This is a genomic window from Rhodococcus sp. JG-3 (assembly GCF_000482405.1).
Taxonomy (GTDB): Bacteria; Actinomycetota; Actinomycetes; order Mycobacteriales; family Mycobacteriaceae; genus Rhodococcoides; species Rhodococcoides fascians.
Genome location: NZ_KI519398.1, coordinates 1,935,996 through 1,950,369, shown reverse-complemented (window position 1 = coordinate 1,950,369; position 14,374 = coordinate 1,935,996). Strand labels below are relative to the sequence as shown.

Sequence of the window (14,374 nt, the reverse complement as noted above, 5' to 3'; positions counted from 1 at the left end):
AGTTCGCGCCATGAGCCCACGGACATCCGCCGCCGAGATTCTCGATTCCGTTCTCGACGGCGGATCGTTCGTGTCGTGGGACTCCACGCCCGTGGACGTCCATCCTGGGGAGTCCTACCAGAAGGATCTGGCCAAGGCTCGCGAGAAGAGTGGCGTCGACGAATCGGTGTTGACCGGCGAGGGCACCATCGACGGCCGACGCGTCGCGTTCATCGCCTGCGAGTTCGCGTTTCTCGCCGGATCGATCGGAGTCGCGGCGGCCGAGCGCATCACCTCCGCAATCGAGCGCGCCACTGCAGAGGGCCTGCCACTCATTGCCTCCCCTACCTCCGGTGGCACGCGCATGCAGGAGGGAACGTTGGCCTTCGTGCAGATGGTCAAGATCGCCTCCGCCGTCACCGCACACAAAGCGGCGCACCTGCCGTATGTGGTGTATCTCCGCAATCCGACGACGGGAGGCGTTTTCGCATCCTGGGGTTCACCGGCCCACGTCACCGTCGCCGAACCCGAGGCCCTCATCGGGTTCCTCGGCCCGCGGGTGTATCAGGCCCTGTACGACAAGCCATTTCCCGATGGCGTCCAGACCGCCGAGAATTTGTACCAGCACGGTGTCATCGACGGTGTGGTGCCGGTCGAGCAATTGCGTCACTTGCTGATCCGCACGCTGCGAGTGATCGTCGACGCATCCGTGTGGACGGACGTTCCCGAAGTCGAACGTACGAGCATTCCCCAGCAATCGGCCTGGCACTCGGTGCAGTCGTCGCGCCGCGCCGATCGTCCAGGGATTCGGCAGATCATCGAACATGCTGCGGCCGAACATGTTCCGCTCAGCGGCACCGGCCAGGGCGAGGCCGACACCTCGATCCTGTTGTCCCTGTGCCGCATTCGCGGTGTCTCCTGCGTGCTGTTCGGCAACGACCGAAGCAGCAGCACCGCCACGGCAACGATGGGTCCGGCAGCACTACGAGAAGCTCGCCGCGGCATGCGCCTGGCCGAGGAACTCCGGCTACCTCTGGTGCTCGTCATCGACACATTCGGCGCAGCACTGTCCAAAGAAGCCGAGGAGGGTGGTCTCGCTCCCGAGATCGCGCGGTCGATCTCCGACCTGGTCACCGTGAACACCCCGACGGTGTCGGTACTACTGGGCCAGGGCACCGGCGGCGGAGCACTCGCATTGCTGCCCGCGGACCGCGTCCTGTGTGCCCAGAATGCCTGGCTCGCACCGCTTCCACCCGAGGGAGCCAGCGCCATCGTGCACCGCGACACCGCCCATGCACCGGACATGGCCGAGGCTCAGGGCATCAGGTCGGTCGACCTGCTGCGAGACGGCATCGTCGACGCCATCGTTCCCGAACTCCCCGACGCGGCCGACGAACCGGCCGCGTTCTCTGGTCGCATCGCCGATGCCATTGTCCGCGAACTACGCGAGCTGTCGACCCTCGAAGCGGCAGCTCGGACGAGTGCGCGACTCGGTCGCTACCGCACTCTCGGGGTCGCCTTGTGAGTGGAAACTCAACCCCTGCTACGAGACCGGAGTGGAGCCTGCGGAACGACCGCAGGCTCCGCCGTGCACGTGCGAGGTCACGAGCGCCAACACATCGCCCGCCCGAAGGTCCGCGGGCAACTCGACCGGACTGACGCAGCAGCGCCCCGGACCGTGCACGTCGACCTTGACCACCGGGCCCACCGAATGCCGATTGACCACGACGGCCTGCAGCAGATCCCCGAACTCGGCGTCGACGCCCACTTCGCCTGCGATCACCGAACGCACCCGAGTCACCAGAATCGAGCCCCACTGCACCGGAGTGCCCTCGGCATCGGCCACATCCTCCAACGCAACGCCGTCGACGGTGATGCGACCGCACACACAGTGAGTGTCCGCCGGCCAGAGCGCTGGATCGCACCGCGAGACGTAGGCGGCACCGAGAGACGGAAGTATGTCCACAAGAGTCATGAGAAGAAGTCTTGCGCCGGGCGGTGGCGTCGAACAGGGGTGTTGACGCAATCTTGACGCCCCAGCGGTGAATCTTGACGGCGTGTGGGCACCGATGCACATTCCGACCGCCGGTCGACGGGATTCCGCCGGTCGTCGCCGGTAGTGCGCAACCCGGCCCGGACCACCCCACCTCGAACTACGCTCGCAGACATGAGTGGCGAGTATCGGCAGGCGTTCGACAGCAGCATCGACAACCGCGAGGACTTCTGGCTGGCGGCCGCGTCGGGAGTCGACTGGGACACCCCTCCCACCACGGCGTTCGACGGTTCGCAATGGTTTCCCGAAGCCCGTCTCAATACATGCGTCAACGCACTCGATCGGCACGTCGACGCCGGCCACGGCGATCGCACCGCGCTGATCTACGACTCGGCGATGCTCGGGCTCACCCGGAGCTACACCTACGCCGAACTTCTCGACGAGACCGCGCGCTTCGCCGGGGTGCTGCGCGCGCAGGGCGTCGGGCCGGGCGACCGCGTGGTCATCTATCTGCCGATGATTCCCGAGGCCGTCATCGCGATGCTCGCGTGTGCGCGACTCGGTGCGGTGCACTCGGTGGTGTTCGGCGGATTCGCCGCCAAAGAACTCGCCGCGCGCATCGACGACGCCGAGCCGGTGCTGCTGATCACCGCGAGCGGTGGGTTCGAACCGGGGCGCGTCATCGAGTATCTGCCGTTGGTGCAGCGCGCCCTGACGCTCACGACCGCGAACACACCGGCCGTGATCGTGAAATCACGAGAGGGCATTCCCGGCGAACACGAGTGGCTGGATTGGGACACCCTCATCGCCGACGCGTCAGCCGCACAACCGGTTTCGATGGCGGCGACGGATCCGCTGTACATCCTCTACACGTCGGGTACGACGGGCAAGCCCAAGGGCGTGGTGCGCGACAACGGCGGTCATGCCGTCGCGTTGACGTGGTCGATGCGCAACATCTACGACGTGAATGCCGGTCAGGTGATGTGGACGGCCTCCGACGTCGGGTGGGTGGTGGGACACTCGTACATCGTCTACGGCCCGCTGTTCGCCGGTGCCACAACGGTTCTCTACGAGGGCAAGCCCGTCGGGACTCCCGATGCAGGCGCGTTCTGGCGGGTGATCCAGGACCACGGTGTGCGGGCTCTGTTCACCGCACCGACCGCGCTGCGCGCCATTCGCAAGGTCGATCCCCACGCTGCCGAGCTCGAGAAATACGACACGTCCTCGCTGGAGACACTGTTCGTCGCCGGTGAACGCCTCGATCCCGATACCTACGAGTGGATTTCACGCACCCTCGATCGACCCGTCGTCGATCATTGGTGGCAGACCGAGACCGGGTGGGCCATCTGCGCCAATCTTCGCGGGCTGGAACCACTTCCGATCAAACCCGGATCGCCGACCGTACCGGTACCGGGATTCCAGGTCGGTATCCTCGACGCGTCCGGTAATCCCGTGGACGCAGGCTCGGAAGGCAACATCGTCGTGCAGCTACCACTGCCGCCCGGTGCGCTGGTCGGACTGTGGAACGACGAATCACGTTTCCAACGTTCGTATCTCGATACGTTCCCCGGTTACTACCTCACCGGCGACTCCGGTTACATCGACGCCGACGGTTACGTCTACGTACTCGGTCGCAGCGACGACGTCATCAATGTCGCCGGCCACCGCCTGTCCACAGGGTCGATGGAGGCGGTGCTCGCGGGCCATCCCGCCGTCGCCGAATGCGCCGTCATCGGTATCCACGACGACCTCAAGGGCCAGCGTCCCAGCGGGTACGTGGTTCTCAAGGCCGGCGAGGACATCTCCGAGGAGCAATTGCGTACCGAACTGGTGGCCATGGTCCGCGATCAAATCGGTGCACTGGCGACGTTCCGCGATGTGACGATCGTCGGAGCTCTGCCGAAAACCCGCTCGGGCAAGATACTCCGAAAGACGATGCGACAGATCGTCGCCGGTGAGCAGTACGGGGTCCCGTCGACCATTGAGGATCCCGCAGTCCTCGATGCACTGGAGAAGCTACTCGGCAGATAGGCGGAAACCGAAGCAACCATGGCCGAAACCCGCGCGCCATGGGGCACTCCCGCACGATAGCGTCCTCGGCATGACAGATCTCGACACTCGCCCCGCCGTCGACTGGCTCGCCCTCGGTGCGGTCACCGTCACGGTGATCTCGTGGGCCTCGGCCTTCGTCGCCATCCGCGGCGTCGGTGAATCGTTCGGTGCCGGCCCACTCGCTCTGGGCCGGCTCCTCATCGGATCGTGCGCCCTCGGCGCGATCGTGCTGGTCAGGAGACAGTGGGTCAAGCCGAACCGCACTCAGTGGTTACAGATCGCCAGCGTCGGCGTGTTCTGGTTCGGCGTCTACAACGTCGCCCTCAACGCCGCCGAGCAACGTGTCGACGCCGGAACGACGTCGATGATCATTCAGATCGGCCCCATCCTGGTGGCGCTGTTCGCCGGTCTGCTTCTGGGCGAGGGCTTTCCGAAGTGGTTGGTGATCGGTGCCGGTATCGCGTTCGCCGGTGCCGTCATGGTCGGCGTCGTCACCGCCGTGACCACCACCTCGACCACCAGGACGGACGCCGACTTCCTCGGCATCGCACTGTGTCTCGTATCCGCAGTGACCTATGCGATCGGAGTACTCAGCCAGAAGCCGGTACTGCGCACGGTCCCCGGCCTGCAGGTCACCTGGATGGCCTGCACCATCGGCGCGGTCTGCACGCTTCCGTTCGCGCCTGCTCTGCTCGACGACCTGTCGACCGCCTCGGCCGGAGCCACCGGCGGATTGCTCTACCTCGGCCTGGTTCCCACCGCGCTGGCGTTCAGTACCTGGGCTTACGCGCTGACGCGCATGAACGCGGGCAAGCTCGGCATCACCACATATGCGGTACCGCCGATCACCATCACTCTGGCCTGGTTGTTGCTCGGCGAGATACCGCACATTCTCGCCGTCGTCGGCGGTGTCATCTGCCTCGTGGGTGTCGGATTGTCCCGCAGGAAATAGCAGCCGTTACAGCGCCTTGAACCGCGCGATAGCAACCTCACGCTCGTGCTTGTGGTCGACGATCGGATCCACGTACTCCTTGGGTCGGCCGAACTTCAACGTGTGCACGGCTTTTCCCTCCTCGCCGCGTAGCTCCGGTACCCAGCGCCGGACGTAATCGCCCGTCGGATCGAATTTCTCACCTTGGGTGATCGGGTTGAACACCCGAAAGTACGGCGAGGCGTCGGTACCGGTGCCGGCGGTCCACTGCCAGCCGTGCTGATTGTTGGCCAGATCGCCGTCGACGAGATGCTGCATGAAATAGCGGGCACCTCGCCACCACGGCAGGTGCAGGTCTTTGACGAGGAACGACGCGACGATCATACGGACCCGGTTGTGCATCCACTTCTCCGAGTTCAATTGCCGCATACCGGCATCGACGATCGGAAAGCCGGTCTCACCCTTGCACCAGGCGTCGAACAGCTCGTCGGCGTGCTTGCCCGAGTCCAGTTCGATCTTGTCGAACTTCTTGACGTAATTCTCCCGCGCGCTGTCGGGGCGCTGAAACAGGATGTCGGCGTAGAAGTCTCGCCAGCAGATCTGCCTCCGATACGCAGCGGCACCCTCGTTGCGGAGCTTGCCCAGGTCCGCCAGCATGGTGCGCGGATGAATGGTGCCGTATTTCAGATGCACCGACATCCGGCTCGTCGAATCCAGGTCGGGGCGGTTGCGTTCGTCGTCGTACTTCGAGACGTCGTCGAGAAAATCCTCCCACTGCGCCCGTCCGGCCTTCTCCCCTGCGTCGGCGTCGGAGGTTTCCGTCTCGCTCGGAATCTTCGCCCGCTTCACGCCTTTCACGTCGTCGGGGTCGATCCACGTCACGGTTTTCGCAGACGTATCGGCCGGTCCACGCCAACCGTGTTCCATCCACTGCCGTGAGTACGGCGTGAACACCTTGTACGGCTCACCGTCGTTCTTGGTGATCCGTCCGGGCGCAACGGCATACGGCGACCCGGTCTCGACCAGCGTCACCTTCTCACCGACGCGCTGGTCCCGCTCCCGGCCGTATGGACCGTAATCGGCGCTGATGTGCACCTCGTCGGCGTCGATCGCCTTCGCCACCTTCGGCACCACCGACTCGGGGTCGCCGTGCACCACCATCAGTCTTCCGTCGAGCTGCTCGTTCAGTGCCTCGAGCGACCGGAACAGGAAGTCCTTGCGCGGACCGCCGGAGGGCTTGAGCAATCGGTCGTCCAGTACGAAGAGCCCCAGTACCGGATCCCCGGTCTCGGCAGCGGCGGTGAGGGTGGGCAGATCCCCCAGTCGGAGATCACGGCGAAACCAAACGAGCGACATGCCGTCAGTCTTACCCAACCCGGCTACGAGCAACCCCCATCACTGTTTCGGGGATTCTCAGAGAATCGCCAATCCATGCTCACCGCCGCCGCAACATCGGCCTCTACCTTGGGAAATACGCCGATCAGCCGCGAGCAGAGGAGAGAACATCATGACGAACATCCGCCCCTTCCCCGGTGCCCTCTCCCTCGTCGAGAGCACCTGCACGTTCGAGAAGTACTACGAGCAGCTCTATGCCAAGGCACCCGCCCTCGCCTGGACCCTCGACGCCGACGTCGATCGCCGCACGGCCCTGGAAGAATTCTTTGCCAAGACGCCCGAGGAGCGGCGTACCACCGTCGACAGCTGGGTTGCCTAGCATTGGGAGGTGACCGAATCGCCGAGCACCCCCGCCACCGTCCTCGTCGTCGACGATGACACCGATGTGTTGTCGTCGTTGCAGCGGGGCCTACGCCTGTCCGGCTTCACGGTCATCACGGCGTCGGACGGGGCCGAGGCGCTCGGCGTGGTGTCGCGCACCTCGCCCGACGCGATCGTGCTGGACATCAACATGCCGGTACTCGATGGCGCAAGCGTCGTGACTGCATTGCGCGCCATGGGGAACGACATTCCGATCTGTGTTCTCAGCGCCCGCAGCTCTGTGGACGATCGCATCGCGGGTCTCGAATCCGGTGCCGACGATTACCTCACCAAACCGTTCGTGCTCGCCGAGCTGGTGGCCCGCATCAGGGCCATGCTCCGGCGGCGCGGCACCAGTCCGGTCATTCCCGTAGCCGATCCTGGCATCCCCAATTCAGCTGTCGCCGTGGGCACTTTGGTCGTCGACATCGCCGGGTACCGAGTGCACCGCGACGGCGTCGACATCGATCTCACGAAGCGCGAGTTCGAGTTGCTGGCCATTCTTGCCCGCAACAAGGGCGTCGTACTGACGCGTGAGCGACTCCTCGAATTGGTCTGGGGATACGACTTCGTCGCCGACACCAACGTCGTCGACGTGTTCGTCGGCTATCTACGCCGCAAACTCGAGAGCGACGGCTCGCCGCGCATCCTGCACACCGTCCGCGGTGTGGGCTTCGTCGTGCGGGAGTCGGTATGAGTTTCTCACTTCGCGCCAGGGTCGCGGCGGCGACTGCCCTCGGTGCCACCCTCGTCGTGGCGGCCCTGGCCGTGGTGACGTCGGTGGCCATTTCCCGTAACAACGTCAACCAGCTCGACGAGCGTCTGACGACGGCATCGCAGGTGCTGGTCCCGAACTCGTCGACGCTGGAAGCCTTCATCGATCAGCTGTCCGGCGCGTTCGCTGTCACCATTCGCAGCGGAGACATCGTCGTCGCCTCGACGCCGACGCGGTTGCCGGCCCTCGACACCGGTTCTCAGACAGTGGATGTGGACGGTCAGCGGTTTCGGGTCTACACCGCGACCTCGACCGTGGTCTCGTCCGTGTCCATCTCCATCGGTGTCCCGGCCATCGAGGCGCAGCAGGTGACCGACGAGCAACAGAGACAGGTGATCCTGCTGGGGCTGGCGGCGGTCGCCGTGTCGACGGGCCTGGGTTGGCTGTTCGGAGGACGTGCCGTCAGACCGCTGGTGACGCTGACGCGGCAGGTCAGCGCTCAGCCTCCGTCGGCGCCGCAGACCCGAACCGGAGTCACCGAGGCCGACGAGCTCGCGGTCGCGATCGGGGGCATGCTCACCCGACTGAACGAGGCACAGGAACGCACCAATGCCGCCCTGGACACGGCGCGCGATTTCGCGGCCGTGTCGGCCCACGAGCTGCGCACCCCGTTGACTGCGATGCGTACCGACATCGAAGTGTTGCGCACCCTCGACCTCGAGCGCGCGCAGCAACAGGAAATTCTGACCGACCTCGAGCGCACCCAAGGCCGAGTCGAGACGACGCTGACCGCGCTCGAACGATTGGCATCGGGTGAATTGTCCAGCGAGGGCGACCGGGTCGAGACCGACATCATCGACATCTGCGACGTCGCCGCGCAGGATGCGCAGCGTCAGCACCCGGGTCTGGACGTTCGGGTGGAGTCGGAACCGGAGTGCGAGATCACGATTCGCGCACTACCCACCGGAGTTCGACTCGCGGTGGACAACGCGATCGGCAACGCCGTCCGGCACGGCGGGGCGAGCACCGTCGTCATTCGCGTCGAGCGCGCGGACGCGCTGGTCCGAATCCTGATCGACGACAACGGATCCGGCGTTCCGGTGGACGAACGCGAATCGGTGTTCGGACGCTTCGAGCGTGGAGCCGGAGCCGCGAAGGGCGGCTCCGGCCTCGGTCTCGCGCTGGTGGCCCAGCAGGCCGAATTGCACGGTGGCCGCGCATATCTGGCAGACAGCCCCCTCGGGGGTGCCCGATTGGTGCTCGAGCTACAGGACCGCTGACGAGAGATCTGCTACTTGACGTCGAGCAGATCGATGACGAAGACGAGCGTCTTGCCGGACAGACGGTGACCTGCGCCGGCGGGGCCGTACGCGAGCTCCGGCGGGATGGTGAGCTGGCGGCGTCCGCCGACCTTCATCCCGGGGATGCCGTCCTGCCAGCCCTGAATGAGACCACGGAGCGGGAACTGGATGGACTCGCCGCGGTTCCAGGACGAGTCGAACTCCTCGCCGGTGTCGAACTCGACGCCGACGTAGTGCACCTCTACGTTTCCGCCCGGCACTGCCTCTGCGCCGTCACCTTCGACGAGGTCGACCGTCACCAGATCCAACGGTGCCGGTCCGGCTTGAAATTCGATCACTGGCTTCGTCACTGAAGTCTCCTGCGGTTGTGCCGGCCCGCCGACGCCGACTGCGGTGTTCTGGGCATGGTCGGCACCGATTTTACGTCGTCACGGTCAGCCGATCGGAGCTGGCATCAACATCGTCTTGTATTCGCAGGTCAGCGTATTGCCGGTTGCGGGGTCGGACATCTCGACCTTCCAGGTGTCGGCGAACTGGTTCACACCGGGGTGCATCGAGATGGTGCCGGAGATCAACACGGTTCCACGGGCGAACAGTCCACGGTCGGCGAGCACGTCGAGCCAGTAGTGCGGAGCGAGAAGATCACCGAGTGTTCCGGTCTGAATTGCGACGCCGTCCGCCCACGCGGTCAAGGTGATCTCGTCCAGCCGATCGGCGACCTCCGACAGACGCCACGCGCCGGTGCCGAGCACATCGGGAGCCGCGTTCTTGCTCCACGCGACACTGTGCACCTCCAGGTCACGGTCGGTGTGATCGCAGGCGACCGTCAGCAGCACGTCGTCGATCGTGTCGCCCAGGATCACCAGCGCCCACTCGGCCTCGCCCGACGTACGGCCGTGCTGGACGGCAACGGCGTCCGTCTGCTGCGCCAGGTACGGCGAAATGGGATACAGCGCCGGGGTCACCGTCGGAGCCGGAACGCCCAGTTCGGCCAGCTCCGCGATGTGCGACGCCACCTCCTCCTGGTTGCGTCCGGCGTACCCGGCGTTGAGCAACGCGTTCACCTCGACCGATTCGGAGGTGCCGTTGGGCAGCGTGAATGTGAGCATCAGTAAGGACCCTCTCCTCGTAAATTTTCTGTTTCCGATGCGCCCAAAGGCTTGCGCATACGTCTTGTATACAGCAAGTATGGAGCACGTACAACGGAAAGAGTGATCCCAGGCACACGAAGGAGTCGTCATGACCGAACCTGTTTCGGTAGATAGAAAAGGCCTGGCCAAGGCCTTTGCGGCCAGCCTCACCGGAACGGCACTGGAGTGGTACGACTTCGCGGTCTACTCGGCCGCCGCAGCTCTGGTGTTTCCGCTGGTCTTCTTCCCGGACAGTGACCCACTGACCGGGACTCTGCTGGCTTTCTCGACATACGCCGTCGGGTACGTCGCCCGTCCGGTCGGAGGGTTCGTCTTCGGACGGCTCGGCGACGTCATCGGACGAAAACAGCTCCTCGTCATCACCCTGATGTTGATCGGTGTCACGACCTTCGCCATCGGTCTGATCCCCGGATACGACTCCATCGGCATCGCGGCACCGATCATTCTCGTCACGATGCGCTTCTGTCAGGGCGTTGCCGTCGGCGGCGAATGGGGCGGAGCCGTTCTCCTGTCGAGCGAATACGGCGATCCACGCAAACGCGGATTCTGGTCCTCGGCAGCACAGATCGGACCACCCGCAGGCAACCTGCTCGCCAACGGTGCACTCGCTGTTCTGACGCTGACATTGACCGACCAGCAGTTCGAGTCCTGGGGATGGCGCGTGGCGTTCCTTTTCTCCGCGGTACTCGTCGGATTCGGTCTGTGGATCCGGTTGAAGCTCGAGGACACCCCGGTGTTCAAGGCGCTGCAGGAAAGCGGCGAACGTTCCGAGGCACCGATCAGCGAAGTGTTCAAGACCGAACTGCGACCCCTGGTGGCTGGCATCATGTCTCGTGTCGCGCCGGACGTCATCTACGCGCTGTTCACCGTCTTCTCCATCACTTACGGCACACAGAAGTTGGGCTTCGAGCGCAGTGAGGTACTGACCGCCATTCTGATCGGGTCGGCATGCCAACTCGGCCTGATCCCGCTCGCCGGAGCGGTGTCCGATCGCATCAACCGACGCCTCGTCTACGGCGTCGCAGCCGTGGGCGGTGTCGCGTGGAGTGCGATCTTCTTCCTCGTCATCGGCGGAGGATCGCTACCACTGCTGATCCTGGGTGTGGTGGTGGGCCTGGCGTTCCACTCGTTCATGTACGGGCCACAGGCAGCATTCGTCACCGAGCAGTTCAGCGTTCGGTTGCGCTCCACCGGCAGCTCGTTGGCGTACACGATCGCCGGTGTCTTCGGTGGTGCGATGGCCCCGCTGATCTTCGTCTACCTGTTGGACAAGACGGACAGCTGGGTGCCGATCGCCGGGTACATCGTCGTCGTCGGTGCCGTGACACTCGTCGGCCTCGCCCTCGGACGCAACCCGGACCCCACCGAGGACGAGCACTACGTGCTGCTGGGCCAGCAGCACGAAAACGCTACGCGCGCAACAGAGTCTGAAGCGTGACCTCGAGGTGAGCGTCGATCTTCTCGTGCACCAGGCCCTCGTCGCCGGCACTCAGTGCGTCGATGATGGCCTGGTGCTCGGCGCACACTCGGTGTTGCCGGTTGGCGGCGGTGAACAACGCACTCAAGCCCACTCGGAGCTGACGCGCCCGCAAACCGGCATACGTGCGCGAGAGCAGATCACTGCCCGCCGAATCGATCAAACTCTGATGGAACGTCCCGTCCCAGTCGATGAATTCCTTGGGAGCGTCGGTGCTGTCGGAGTTCATCAGCAGCTCCTGCTGATGCAACGCATGCTGCATCGCCGCGATCGGAGCGTCACCGGCACGCAACGCCCGCGACGCCGCGTGCCGTTCCAGAACGCCGCGCAGATCCATCAATTCGCCGATCTGTCGTCCGGACATCGCCGGCACATGGGCACCGCGCTTGGGCACCATCTCGACCAGACCCTCGGACTGCAGCATCAGCAACGCCTCACGCACCGGCGTGCGCGATACGCCGATTCGAGTCGCAAGTTCCTGTTCGTTCAGAAAAGTGCCGGTGGCGGCCGGTGACGACAACACCTGATCACGGACGAACTGGTACGCCTTGTCCCTCCCCGACAGTGGTTGCATACGATATGTATACCTGTCTTCCCCCGACGAAACCAGGAGTCACACCGTGAGCTCGACTATCCGCATCAGCCTGGCCCAGATCACCAGTGGCGAAAACCCCACCGAGAACCTCGAACTCATCGAGACCCACACCCGCGCCGCGGCGCACGCAGGCTCGGACCTCGTCGTGTTCCCGGAGGCGATGATGCGCTGCTTCGGCGGACCCATCCGAAAGTTCGCGCAGCCACTGGACGGCGAATGGGCACAGACCGTTCGTCGGATCGCGTCCGACGCCGGCATCACCGTCGTCGCCGGAATGTTCACTCCCGCGCCCGACGACAGAGTGACCAACACACTGCTCGTCACCGGCCCGGGCGTCGAGGCGAGCTACGACAAGATTCATCTGTTCGACGCGTTCGGATTCGCCGAATCCGATACCGTCGCACCGGGTTCCGACCCGCTCGTGCTCGACATCGCGGGAGTCCGCGTCGGCTTCGCGACCTGCTACGACATTCGCTTCCCTGCCCTGTTCCAGAAACTCGGCGACCTCGGTGCCGAACTCGTCGTGGTACCGGCGTCCTGGGGATCGGGTGACGGCAAAGTGGAGCAGTGGACCCTGCTCGCCCGCGCACGCGCCCTGGACTCGACCACTTTCATCGCGGCCTGCGATCAAGCCGAACCTGCTGCCGCCGAAGGCAATGCCCCACTGGGCGTCGGCCACAGCATCGTCTGCTCCCCCACCGGCGAGATCCTCGGCCAACTCGACGCGACACCCGGCATGCTGACGATCGACATCCATACCGAGCTGGTCGACGCCGTGCGCAAGAACCTGCCAGTGCTGAAGAATCGCAAGCACTTCGACGCCTGAGTGCGCCGCGAACTCGAAGTTATGGACGAATTCTGGCCCAAATCCGTCCATAACTTCGAGTTCAGCGAGGATCTGCGCGCCTGGACCAGAACTCGTCGACCACCTCGGCCAGTCGATCCGGCTGCTCCAACGCCGGTATCACCCGCGCGCCGCTGACGGTGACCTCGCGCGCATCGACCATCGTGGCGACCACGGCGCGGGCCTCCTCCGGCGTCCATTCACCACGATCGTCGGTGGTGACGAACAGGGTCGGACACGTCAAGGCCCGTGCAGCCCAATTCAAGTCCGTTCGATTCAGAATCGCCGTTTCGATGGCCAGGATGGTCGCCCGACGGCCCGCCCGCCCGATTGCGTCGCGCAGCAACTGCACCGCCTCGGGGTCGTGAGCTCGGGAGTGATCGGTGAAAATGGTTTCCTCGATGGCCGATCGCACCGGGCCACGAAGCCCGACAAGATGATACAGCGGCAGCAGCATGCGGACCTTGCGACGCAACGGCTCGTCGATGGGATGCGTCGGCGCACTGATCGCAACGAGGGTCGAGATCAAATCCGGTCGTCGCGCGGCCACCTCCATACCGACATGACCACCCCAAGCATTTCCGACCCAATCGACGCTGCCGAATCCCCATCGGCGCTGCATCTCTTCCACTAGTTCGACAGCGGCATCGGCACACGCCGAGATATCGGCGGCTTCGCTCAACGGGTCGCTCGAACCACAGGATGGGGCGTCGACCAGGTGCACAGTCCGAGCTGCAGCCAGCTCCGGCAGGACGCGATCCCAGCTCGAGGAGTCGACGAACATGCTGTGCCACAGCACAACCGGCGGTCCCGTGCCCGTCACTCGGACGTGTAACCGACCGAGTCGAGTAGGAAAGTGGTACTCGTTCATATTTAACATTACACAGCGTAATCTCAATTATGTCTAGACTGCGTCTCATGGCCAGGACTTACTCGTCGGACCTGCGTACCGAGCGCGCTCGACTCAACCGCGCCGCAGTGACCGACGCCGCACATGCGATGTTCCTGAGTCGAGGATGGGTCGCCACCACCATGGCCGACGTCGCGTCGGCTGCCGGTCTGACCCGGCAGACCGTCTACCAACAATTCGACGGCAAGCTCGCGTTACTGGACGGATGCATCGACAGTGCGCTCTCGAACGGCCTGGACTCGCCCGTCCGCCAGTTGCCGGACTACGAGAAGATGGGCACCGGAACGTTCGAGGAACGACTCGCCGCCGGCGCGGCCTGGCTCCGCGGGGCACATGAGCGATCCGCGGCCATACAACACGTGCTGGACGAGGCCGCAGTAGTGGATCCAGTTGCTGCGCAGCGACTCTCGGTCCGCGAGAAAACGCGATGGGACGAGAACCGTTGGGCAGCAGGGCTGATTCTCGGCGGTCCTCCGCCGGACATCGTCGTCGACGCCATGTGGTTGCTCACGGCTCGCTCGGTGTGGCTGAGATTGACCCGCGAGCGCGGATGGACCTCCGAGCAATGGGAGCAGTGGTTCATCGCGCACGCTCGAACAGAACTGCAGCCGCGAACTCGAAGTTAGGGATGGATTCCGGCCGAATCTCGTCCATAACTTCGAGTTCGCCGG

General features: G+C 64.7%; 14 protein-coding genes and 1 pseudogene. 9 read left to right on the top strand and 6 right to left on the bottom strand.

The window, feature by feature from the left end:
- Positions 1-10 precede the first annotated feature (10 nt).
- Entirely contained in the window at positions 11-1,504 is a 1,494-nt protein-coding gene (locus K414_RS0110680; protein ID WP_027495940.1) for a carboxyl transferase domain-containing protein, read from the top strand.
- 294 nt (positions 1,505-1,798) lie between these two features.
- On the opposite strand, the pseudogene K414_RS29590 reads toward K414_RS0110680, so the two are convergent.
- Positions 1,799-1,954: pseudogene (locus K414_RS29590) on the bottom strand (diaminopimelate decarboxylase); the annotation flags it as partial.
- Between the two features lie 192 nt (positions 1,955-2,146).
- Here K414_RS29590 and K414_RS0110670 point away from each other — a divergent pair.
- Both K414_RS0110670 and K414_RS0110665 read left to right on the top strand, forming a co-directional pair.
- Positions 2,147-4,003 carry a propionyl-CoA synthetase gene (locus K414_RS0110670; protein WP_037219116.1) on the top strand — a complete coding sequence of 619 codons (1,857 nt, stop codon included), beginning with the start codon at positions 2,147-2,149 and terminating at the stop codon, positions 4,001-4,003.
- Positions 4,004-4,073: 70 nt separating this feature from the next.
- Positions 4,074-4,976: a DMT family transporter gene (locus tag K414_RS0110665; protein WP_027495937.1), complete on the top strand. Its 903-nt coding sequence runs from the start codon at positions 4,074-4,076 to the stop codon at positions 4,974-4,976.
- A gap of 6 nt (positions 4,977-4,982) precedes the next feature.
- On the opposite strand, the gene K414_RS0110660 is transcribed toward K414_RS0110665, so the two are convergent.
- Complete coding sequence (locus tag K414_RS0110660; RefSeq protein ID WP_027495936.1) at positions 4,983-6,311, bottom strand: deoxyribodipyrimidine photo-lyase; 1,329 nt, start codon at positions 6,309-6,311, stop codon at positions 4,983-4,985.
- 151 nt (positions 6,312-6,462) lie between these two features.
- Between K414_RS0110660 and K414_RS0110655 the strand changes: the two genes are divergently transcribed.
- Genes K414_RS0110655 through K414_RS0110645 form a run of 3 tightly spaced genes read left to right on the top strand, consistent with a single transcriptional unit; the run spans position 6,463 to position 8,705 of the window.
- Entirely contained in the window at positions 6,463-6,669 is a 207-nt protein-coding gene (locus tag K414_RS0110655; RefSeq protein WP_032365896.1) for a hypothetical protein, read from the top strand.
- A gap of 9 nt (positions 6,670-6,678) precedes the next feature.
- A complete protein-coding gene (locus K414_RS0110650; protein WP_027495934.1) occupies positions 6,679-7,407 on the top strand; it encodes a response regulator transcription factor in 729 nt (242 codons plus the stop codon).
- Positions 7,404-8,705, top strand: coding sequence for a HAMP domain-containing sensor histidine kinase (locus K414_RS0110645; RefSeq protein ID WP_027495933.1), 1,302 nt, complete (start codon positions 7,404-7,406; stop codon positions 8,703-8,705). Before K414_RS0110650 ends, K414_RS0110645 begins: the two co-directional genes overlap by 4 nt.
- A gap of 11 nt (positions 8,706-8,716) precedes the next feature.
- Here the strand turns inward: K414_RS0110645 and K414_RS0110640 are convergent, their stop codons facing one another.
- Both K414_RS0110640 and K414_RS0110635 read right to left on the bottom strand, forming a co-directional pair.
- On the bottom strand, positions 8,717-9,076 hold the full coding sequence (locus K414_RS0110640) for an FKBP-type peptidyl-prolyl cis-trans isomerase (protein ID WP_027495932.1): 360 nt from the start codon (positions 9,074-9,076) through the stop codon (positions 8,717-8,719).
- Positions 9,077-9,160: 84 nt separating this feature from the next.
- Positions 9,161-9,835, bottom strand: a complete 675-nt coding sequence (locus K414_RS0110635; protein WP_027495931.1) for a DUF2848 domain-containing protein — start codon at positions 9,833-9,835, stop codon at positions 9,161-9,163.
- Positions 9,836-9,965: 130 nt separating this feature from the next.
- On the opposite strand from K414_RS0110635, the gene K414_RS0110630 reads away from it, so the two are divergent.
- Entirely contained in the window at positions 9,966-11,315 is a 1,350-nt protein-coding gene (locus K414_RS0110630; RefSeq protein WP_027495930.1) for an MFS transporter, read from the top strand.
- Here the strand turns inward: K414_RS0110630 and K414_RS0110625 are convergent.
- The gene (locus tag K414_RS0110625; RefSeq protein ID WP_027495929.1) at positions 11,287-11,928 is read right to left on the bottom strand and encodes a GntR family transcriptional regulator; all 642 of its coding nucleotides are present in this window, start codon (positions 11,926-11,928) and stop codon (positions 11,287-11,289) included. The two genes, K414_RS0110630 and K414_RS0110625, sit on opposite strands and share 29 nt — an antisense overlap.
- Positions 11,929-11,974: 46 nt before the next feature.
- Between K414_RS0110625 and K414_RS0110620 the strand changes: the two genes are divergently transcribed.
- On the top strand, positions 11,975-12,775 hold the full coding sequence (locus K414_RS0110620; RefSeq protein WP_027495928.1) for a carbon-nitrogen hydrolase family protein: 801 nt from the start codon (positions 11,975-11,977) through the stop codon (positions 12,773-12,775).
- 61 nt (positions 12,776-12,836) lie between these two features.
- Here the strand turns inward: K414_RS0110620 and K414_RS0110615 are convergent, their stop codons facing one another.
- Complete coding sequence (locus K414_RS0110615) at positions 12,837-13,664, bottom strand: alpha/beta hydrolase (RefSeq protein ID WP_027495927.1); 828 nt, start codon at positions 13,662-13,664, stop codon at positions 12,837-12,839.
- A 47-nt stretch (positions 13,665-13,711) separates the two neighbouring features.
- Here K414_RS0110615 and K414_RS0110610 point away from each other — a divergent pair, with 47 nt between their 5' ends.
- A complete protein-coding gene (locus K414_RS0110610; protein ID WP_027495926.1) occupies positions 13,712-14,329 on the top strand; it encodes a TetR/AcrR family transcriptional regulator in 618 nt (205 codons plus the stop codon).
- The last annotated feature ends 45 nt before the right edge of the window (positions 14,330-14,374 follow it).

Excerpts from the sequence above, each read along its gene's own strand:
- K414_RS0110610 (WP_027495926.1), top strand. The coding sequence starts at position 13,712 with ATGGCCAGGACTTACTCGTCGGACCTGCGTACCGAGCGCGCTCGACTC.
- K414_RS0110625 (WP_027495929.1), bottom strand. The coding sequence starts at position 11,928 with ATGCAACCACTGTCGGGGAGGGACAAGGCGTACCAGTTCGTCCGTGAT.
- K414_RS0110680 (WP_027495940.1), top strand. The coding sequence starts at position 11 with ATGAGCCCACGGACATCCGCCGCCGAGATTCTCGATTCCGTTCTCGAC.
- K414_RS0110635 (WP_027495931.1), bottom strand. The coding sequence starts at position 9,835 with ATGCTCACATTCACGCTGCCCAACGGCACCTCCGAATCGGTCGAGGTG.
- K414_RS0110655 (WP_032365896.1), top strand. The coding sequence starts at position 6,463 with ATGACGAACATCCGCCCCTTCCCCGGTGCCCTCTCCCTCGTCGAGAGC.
- K414_RS0110615 (WP_027495927.1), bottom strand. The coding sequence starts at position 13,664 with ATGAACGAGTACCACTTTCCTACTCGACTCGGTCGGTTACACGTCCGA.
- K414_RS0110665 (WP_027495937.1), top strand. The coding sequence starts at position 4,074 with ATGACAGATCTCGACACTCGCCCCGCCGTCGACTGGCTCGCCCTCGGT.
- K414_RS0110660 (WP_027495936.1), bottom strand. The coding sequence starts at position 6,311 with ATGTCGCTCGTTTGGTTTCGCCGTGATCTCCGACTGGGGGATCTGCCC.
- K414_RS0110670 (WP_037219116.1), top strand. The coding sequence starts at position 2,147 with ATGAGTGGCGAGTATCGGCAGGCGTTCGACAGCAGCATCGACAACCGC.
- K414_RS0110630 (WP_027495930.1), top strand. The coding sequence starts at position 9,966 with ATGACCGAACCTGTTTCGGTAGATAGAAAAGGCCTGGCCAAGGCCTTT.
- K414_RS0110645 (WP_027495933.1), top strand. The coding sequence starts at position 7,404 with ATGAGTTTCTCACTTCGCGCCAGGGTCGCGGCGGCGACTGCCCTCGGT.